Genomic DNA, 4580 nt, shown 5'->3' with positions numbered 1-4580 from the left:
GTGCTGGCGTTGCCGGCGGGCTTGCGCCAACGCTTGGCAATGCCCGACGAGACCACCGCTGAGCCGCCCGTCTGGCCGTTGGGTGCCACGCTGGGCCTGTTGGCCGGCGTGGCCGCGCTGGGCGGCAGCTTGCTGTTCGTGTTGCCGGCCGATCAGGCGGCGCGGCTGTGGCCGGCGTTGGGGCTGGCAGCACTGTGGGCCGGTCTGCGCTTGCGCCATGGCCCGATGGTGGTCGCTGGCTGGGTCTGGCAGGTGGTGGCTGGTGTGGCGTGCGTGGCCTACGGCGTGCCGTTGTGGTCGCCCGAGACCACAGGGCTGACGCTGTGGACGCCGCTGGTGTTGACGCTGGCCGCCTTGATCTCCGGTGACATGGTTCGCGCGGCGGCGCTGCGTGCCTCCACAGCGGCCTGGCTGCGCCTGCCGGCCTTGCAATGGGGCCTGGTGGTCTGGGCGCTGTTGTGGTGGGCGCAGGTGCTGCCGCCTGAAATCTGGCGTGGCCTGCAGCGCAACGTGACCGACTGGACGGGCTGGTGGACGACCGCACTCGGCGCGTGGGTGCTGCTCAGTTCCATGCTGCTGACGCTGGTCGCACGCTGGCGCGATTGGAAGGTCCTGGGTCAGAGCACCTGGGCCACGGTGCCCGCGTTGGCCGGGCTGGCCTGGATCAGCGTGGCGCTGGTCGGCGATGCACCGCATGCACATGGTGGCTGGCTGCTGTGGCCGCTGGCGCTGGTCTGGCATGGGTTGCTGCTGAGGACCCAGCCACGCTGGGCGTCTAACAAGGCGCTGGTACCGATGCACCTGCTGGGCTTCTGGCTCTTCGTGGCGCTGGCGGCGCGCGAGGGCCAGGGCTTGCTGGCGCTGGTCGGTGAGCCGGGTTCGGCCTGGTCGGCGCTTGGCTGGGTGCTGGTGCCGGCGGCGGTGCTGGCGCTGGTCACACGGCCGGCGGTGCAACGGCGCTGGCCCATGCACAGCTTCCGCGATGTCTACCTGCTGTTCGCCTGCGCGCCTGTCGCGGCCTACCTGCTGCTGTGGGTCTGGCTCAGCAATGGGCTGGCGGGTGATGCGGCACCACTGCCCTACGTGCCTCTGCTGAACCCACTGGAGCTGGGCCACGGGCTGGTGCTGCTGTCGCTTCTGTTGTGGTTCCGCGCCTTGCCTGATTCGGCGCAGCGCTGGTTGCCACGGCCCTTGCTGTTGGCCGGTCTGGGCGCGACGGCCTTCGTGCTCTATACCGGCATGCTGCTGCGCGCTTGCCACCACCTGGCCGGTGTGCCGTGGGAGGCCAGCGAACTGTTCGCATCGACCTTGACGCAGGCCACGCTGTCGGTCGCCTGGGCCATCCTCGGTGTCGGCCTGATGGTGCTGGGCCACAAGAAGGTGCGGCGTGTGGTCTGGGTGGTCGGTGCCGGCTTGCTGGCGCTGGTGGTGGCCAAGCTGTTCTTCATCGAGCTGGCCGACCATGGCGGGCTGTACCGCATCGTGTCGTTCATCGTCGTCGGCCTGTTGCTGCTGCTGGTCGGCTACTTCGCGCCGGTGCCGCCGCGGCGGGATGGGGCCACCGCAAACGACGAGGTGGCTGCATGAGGCACTTGGCGATCACGTTGATGGCGTTGGCTTCTGCGGCCGGCGCCGGCGAGCTGCCGTTGCAACTGAAGGGCGATGGCGCGTACCACACGCTGCGTATCCCGCTCGATGTGCGGGCGCAATCAACGGCCGATGACCTGAGCGACCTGCGTGTGTTGAACGCAGCCGGTGAGGCCGTGCCGTACGCCTGGGTCGATACCGAGCCCGGCGTCTCGGCCACACCGAGCCGGCAGTCGGTGCCTTTGTTCAAGGCACCCGCACCGCCCGCGGCGGCGGCATCGACGGCTGAACCCGCGCAGCAAGGCGGCTGGATCGTCGACCTGCGCGCGGTCAAGGGCGTCCCGCAAGAGCTGCAGCTGGACGTGGCGCCCGGCACCAACGGCATCTTCCCGTTCGTGCTCGAAGCCAGCGCCGATCTGCAGCGGTGGCGCACCGTGCTGCCCCAAGCTCAGTTGGTCTCGTTGCAGCACCAAGGCTTGCGGCTCGAGCACGGCAGCTTCGAACTGGCCCGAACCGATGGGGTCGAGCGGGGCGGCTACCTGCGCCTGCGGCCGTTGCCCGGCAGCCAGTCGGCGCCGCTGACCGGTGCGCATGTGGCTAGCCTGGCGCACCACGCCGAACTGCCGGATTGGCAGTGGAGCGACACGCTCGCCCCGTCCGAGTGCAAAGCCGAATATTGCGACTACGTGCTGCCGCGCCACCTGCCGTTGCAACGCATCGAGTTCGCCTTGACCGAGTCGAACACCTTGGCGCGGCTGCAGTTGCTGGCCCAGCCCGACGACGAGCCCGTTGTGGCGAACTCGCGGGTGCGCCACCACCACCCGRTGCGCGAGCACCTGAAGGTACTGCGGAACAAGAACCCGCCAGCACCGGTACAGCAGGCGGACGAGACCTTCTGGCCGTTGGCCAGCGGCACCGTGTATGCGCTGAACTTGCAGGGTAGCGAGTTGCGCTCGACCATGTTGAACCTGCCCGGCGGTATGTACCGCAAGCTTCGCGTGCAGCCGACCGGCGGCATGGCTCAGTTGGGTAGCAAGCCGCCCAGCCTGCGCATTGCCGGTCGCACGGCGAGCCTCGTATTTCTCGCGCGAGGCGCCGGCCCGTACCGCTTGGCGTGGGACCAGACTTCGCCGTCGGTCGCGATGCCGCTGAGCCAGTTGATGCCCGGCAGGCAGCCAGACGATTCGCTGCCGGATGCCACGGCGAGCGTTGCGCCGCCGGCCGTGCCGTTGCCGGCGCCGGTGGCCTCGATCGCGGCCAGCGCGGCGACGCCTGCGTCAGTGCCCAGCCACAAGCTGTGGCTCTGGGCGGCATTGGTCGCCGCACTGGGCCTGATGGGCTTCATGGCCTGGTCACTGTTGCGGCCGGCGGCCAAGCCGCAGGGCTGAGATCGGAAGCCTGCATCTGCCTTGCCGAATCGATCGTATGCCTTGCATGGCACACGACCGCAGGAGCAAGACATGACCATCCTGGCGATGTTCGAAGTGAAGGGCGCGGACGCGGCGAAATACGACGAGGTCATCCGCCGGCTCACCGAGATGGGTCTGCGCGTGCCCGATGGGCAGCTGCTCCACGTCTGCTACGGCGACAGGCAGCAGTTGCAGGTCATCGACGTGTTCGAGAGCCACGCCAAGCTGGATGCGTTTGGCGCGAAGCTGATGCCCATCCTGCAAGAGATGGGCATCGAGGCGAAGCCCACCATTGCTGAGGTCTACAACATCATCCAGGCGTAGCCATCGCTGGCTGCCGACCTCAGCTGAGCGCTTTCAGGCCTTCGGCCGGCGCGATGCTGCCGACCTCGATGCCGTTCCAGTTCTTCAGCGGCACGCGTACCAGATCTCTCAGCAGCGCTGCATCGGCGTCGTCGCGCTGGGCCAGCGCTTCGATCACGCTGGCCATCACCACCTCGGCGGCGCGGGCGGTGTTGCCGTCGTCGACCTTGATCGCGACGCCCAGCCCGCGGGTCGGCAACGCGGCGCAGTAGACGCCCTCGGCGCCGACCTTGCAGAACACGCGCTCGCCGAAGTGCTGCATCACCTTGGTGTCGAAGCGGCCGCTGCCGGCGACCATGAACGGTGCGCGCGCGACCGCCTGGCGCAGGCGTTTCGCTGCGGTCGCATGGCCGGGTGACAGGCCCTGGCCGCTGGCCAGGCGGGCGAAGCCGCGCGCCAACTGGCGCAGCGGGATGCCAAAGGTCGGGATCGAACAACCATCGGTGCCCGTCGGTGCATTCGAAAGATCACAGCCGGTGGCCGACTGCAGCGCCGCGCTGATCTCGCGCATCACCGGGTGCTCGGGTTTCACGTAGCCACGCAGAAACTCGGCCGGCTCGCGGCCGGCATTCAACGCCATCAGGCAGCCGACGCAGACGAAGCCCGCATGCTTGCCCGAGCAGTTGTTGTGCAGCGCGCTGGGGCCTTGGCGTTTGCGTGCCAGCGCGCGGCTGCTGGCCTCGTGGTACGGCCAATGGGTGCCGCACTCGAGCGCGCCGTCGTCCAGCCCGGCTTGCGCCAGCACCGCCGCGGCGGTGGCCGTATGGGCGGTCTCGCCGTTGTGCGAAGCGCAAGCCAGCGCCAGCGCTTCGTCGCCCAGGCCGAAGCGCTCGGCCGCACCGCTGGCCACCAGCGGCAGCGCCTGCAGCGCCTTGACGGCCGAGCGCGGAAAGATCGGTCGGTCGATGTCGCCCAGCGCGGTGTGCACCGCACCGTCGGCGTCGACGATCGCCAGCGCACCGCGGTGGAACGACTCGACCGTGCTGCCGCGCAGCACCTGCACCAGCACCGGGTTCATGCCGTGTCCCTGGTGCCGCGGACGCGAGGGCTCAAACGCCGGTGCGCGCCTTGGGCGCGTGCTTGGCAGTGTGCTTGACGGCCTTGTGCGCCTTGCGGTGCTCGGACTTGGCCTTCTTGACCTGCTTGGCCGTCAGGTGGCTGTTCTTGGCCACGTGGGCACCTGCCTTGGTGGTATGGGCTTTGGCCTTCTTGACGTGGGCC

Annotated in this window: 4 protein-coding genes; 3 read left to right on the top strand and 1 reads right to left on the bottom strand. The window is 69.1% G+C overall.

Annotated features, from left to right (window positions below):
• From AC1DYI_RS27280 to AC1DYI_RS27270, 3 genes are all read left to right on the top strand, one after another.
• Positions 1–1587 (top strand): DUF2339 domain-containing protein (locus AC1DYI_RS27280; protein ID WP_477207260.1); only part of this gene is annotated, 1587 nt, incomplete at its 5' end.
• The gene (locus AC1DYI_RS27275; protein WP_477207259.1) at positions 1584–2975 is read left to right on the top strand and encodes a DUF3999 family protein; all 1392 of its coding nucleotides are present in this window, start codon (positions 1584–1586) and stop codon (positions 2973–2975) included. The genes AC1DYI_RS27280 and AC1DYI_RS27275, both read left to right, overlap by 4 nt.
• Positions 2976–3047: 72 nt before the next feature.
• Positions 3048–3320 carry a hypothetical protein gene (locus AC1DYI_RS27270; protein ID WP_477207258.1) on the top strand — a complete coding sequence of 91 codons (273 nt, stop codon included), beginning with the start codon at positions 3048–3050 and terminating at the stop codon, positions 3318–3320.
• A gap of 19 nt (positions 3321–3339) precedes the next feature.
• On the opposite strand, the gene AC1DYI_RS27265 is transcribed toward AC1DYI_RS27270, so the two are convergent.
• The gene (locus AC1DYI_RS27265; protein ID WP_477207257.1) at positions 3340–4377 is read right to left on the bottom strand and encodes an asparaginase; all 1038 of its coding nucleotides are present in this window, start codon (positions 4375–4377) and stop codon (positions 3340–3342) included.
• Positions 4378–4580 lie beyond the last annotated feature (203 nt).

The organism is Ideonella sp. P3_A4, assembly GCF_056403075.1.
This window is presented reverse-complemented; position numbering and strand designations above follow the sequence as displayed.